Origin of the sequence: Nguyenibacter vanlangensis (assembly GCF_013376155.1) — a bacterium.
GTDB lineage: Bacteria > Pseudomonadota > Alphaproteobacteria > Acetobacterales > Acetobacteraceae > Gluconacetobacter > Gluconacetobacter vanlangensis.
The window spans coordinates 1-2,379 of sequence record NZ_JABXXP010000448.1 but is presented as its reverse complement, the minus strand read 5'-3'; the positions used below and the strand labels follow the sequence as shown (position 1 = coordinate 2,379).

Genomic DNA, 2,379 nt, shown 5'->3' with positions numbered 1-2,379 from the left:
GCTTCTGGTACGTCACCCTGGGCGCCGCGCTGGCCGGGGCCGACGGGGGCTACCTCACCCTGGCCTACGTTCCCGTCTGGTCCGAGGGCCTGGTCGCCGGCCGCGGCTGGATCGCCCTGGCCCTGGTCATCTTCGCCGGCTACCGCCCCTTCGCGGCCACCTGCTCCGGCCTGCTGTTCGGCCTGATCACCGCGCTGGCCTATGTGGGCCAGGCCCGCAACTGGCCGATCGCGCCCGCCTTCCTCAATATGCTGCCCTATCTGGGCACAATGGCGTTCATCATCGTTCCGGTGGTGGTCTGGCACCGCATGCGCCGCATCATGGCCGCCCCGGCCGCCCTCGGCGTGCCCTACCACCGCAACGTCCGCTGACGAGGCTCCGCATGACCCAGGCACCCGCGCCCCAGACTGCCACGCCCCAGACCGCCACGCCCTCCGATCCGCAGGACCGCGCCGTCCGCGATGCCTGGTACGCCGTCGGTTTCCTCGATCATCTCCCCCCGGGCGATCACCACACAAGCCTGCTCGGCACCGACCTGCTGATCCGCCGCCAGGATCACGGCACGTTCCGGGTAACGGCCGGCGACACCCTTTTGCCGACGGCCCTCCGCCACGGCTGCCTCTGGACCAGCCTCGGCACCCCGCCCGCGTCCCCCGTCGCCATCCCCGAGGCCGCCGAACCCGACCGCCGCCTCGTCTGCTGCGGCTCGGTCGCGGTGCACGCCTCCGGCCTGCGCGTGGTCGAGAATTTCCTCGACCTCGCGCATTTCCCCTTCGTCCATACCGGCATACTGGGCGCCGAACCGCATACCGAGGTCGCGCGCTACCACACCGAACTGCGCCGCGACACAACCGACAGCATGACCGGTGGCGCGACCGAGGTCTGGGCCACCGACTGCCGCTTCCACCAGCCCCAGGCAGCCCGCTCGGCCCAGGCGGCGCTCGAAACCCGCTATATCTACCGCGTCGCCACCCCCTTCGTGACGCTGCTCTACAAGACCTGCCCCAACGACCCGGTCCGCCCGGACGTGATCGCCCTGTTCGTCCAGCCCACCGCGCCCGATCGCTGCCTGGCCCACCCGGTCATGTTCCTGCTCGACGATTTCTCGCCGCAGGCCGATCTCGTCCAGTTCCAGCAACGCATCTTCCTCCAGGACCGGATCATCCTGGAAAACCAGCGCCCCCGCCTGCTGCCGCTCGATCCCCGCGCCGAAATCCCCACCCGCGCCGACTCCCTCTCGGTCGCCTACCGGCGCTGGCTGAAGGAACAGAACATACGCTACGGCGCCGCCTGACCGCGCGCTCTCTCCCTCACGCGGCCCTAACGCGGCCCCGCTCCCAGCGGCCAGAACGACCGCGCCGCATCGGCCTGCAGGGCGTTGAAACAGACCCGCCGCGCATAGGCCGCCGAACCGACCGTATCCGGCACCCGCCCCAGCAATTTCATCTCGTCCACATATTGCGCCACCTGCACCCGCAGATCGGCGCCCACCGGGCTGACGCCCAGCCGCTCATGGCGCAGCATCGCCAGGATGTCGGCCTGCCCCGTCCCATCGCCCTGCCCCGCCATCAGCGACGCCGCCTGCGCCGGATGGTCGCGGATCCAGTCCGACGCCGCGCGCAACGCCATGACCAGCGCCGCCGCAGCCGCCGGATCGGCCTGGAGGAACGTATCCGACAGGCTCAGGGCCAGGTTGGCGCGCGCCCCGTAATTGCCGTTCACGCTGTTGGCCAGTTCGAAGAACGGCGAATCGGCCGCATGCAACAGCCGCCACGCCAGCGGATCATGCGCCGCGACCGCATCGATCTCCCCGGCCCGCGCGGCCGCCTCCACCTGCTCCGGCGGCAGCGTCAGCCACTGTACGGCCCTGTCCGGATCGATCCCCTTCCGCCGCATCATGACCGAGAAGAACAGCCGGTCCGCCATGTCCGGATCCGTCACCGCGATCCGCAGGCCCGCCACGTTGTCCAGCCGGGTGATCTTCACCTTGCGCCGCACCAGCAGCCGGAACGTGCCCGATTGCAGGCCGGCCACCAGATGCGCCGGCACCCTGCCATGCTGGCCTCCCTGCAGGCCCCCCTGCTGATACACATCCAGCCATGTCAGGATCGGCGACACCGCGCCGACCGCCCGCCCCGCCGCGAGGGCGACGATCGCCGCCCGCCCGTTCGGCACGCCGCCGGCCAGGGATACGTCCAGATGATAGCTGGCGAAGAAATTGGCCCGCGCCACAGCGAACAGCATCGGATTGGTCGCGGGCCAGGACAGGACCAGCCGCCGGAACGTCCCCTCCAGCGGCGTCCTGCCGGCAACCGCCGGAGAATGCCGCGCATGACGCAACACCAGCCCACCCGCGACCACCGCCCCGACGCCCACCAC

At 70.8% G+C, this 2,379-nt stretch carries 2 protein-coding genes and 1 pseudogene; 2 read left to right on the top strand and 1 reads right to left on the bottom strand.

What is annotated here, in order from left to right; translation table 11 throughout:
• Both HUK84_RS15105 and HUK84_RS15100 read left to right on the top strand, forming a co-directional pair.
• Positions 1 to 371: pseudogene (locus HUK84_RS15105) on the top strand (ABC transporter permease); the annotation flags it as partial.
• A gap of 11 nt (positions 372 to 382) precedes the next feature.
• Complete coding sequence (locus HUK84_RS15100) at positions 383 to 1,294, top strand: aromatic ring-hydroxylating oxygenase subunit alpha (protein ID WP_246285709.1); 912 nt, start codon at positions 383 to 385, stop codon at positions 1,292 to 1,294.
• 26 nt (positions 1,295 to 1,320) lie between these two features.
• On the opposite strand, the gene HUK84_RS15095 is transcribed toward HUK84_RS15100, so the two are convergent.
• The gene (locus tag HUK84_RS15095) at positions 1,321 to 2,379 is read right to left on the bottom strand and encodes an ABC transporter substrate-binding protein (protein WP_374729370.1); all 1,059 of its coding nucleotides are present in this window, start codon (positions 2,377 to 2,379) and stop codon (positions 1,321 to 1,323) included.

What these genes read in the sequence shown, in the direction of transcription:
- HUK84_RS15100 (WP_246285709.1), top strand. Translation starts at nt 383, where the DNA reads ATGACCCAGGCACCCGCGCCCCAGACTGCCACGCCCCAGACCGCCACG.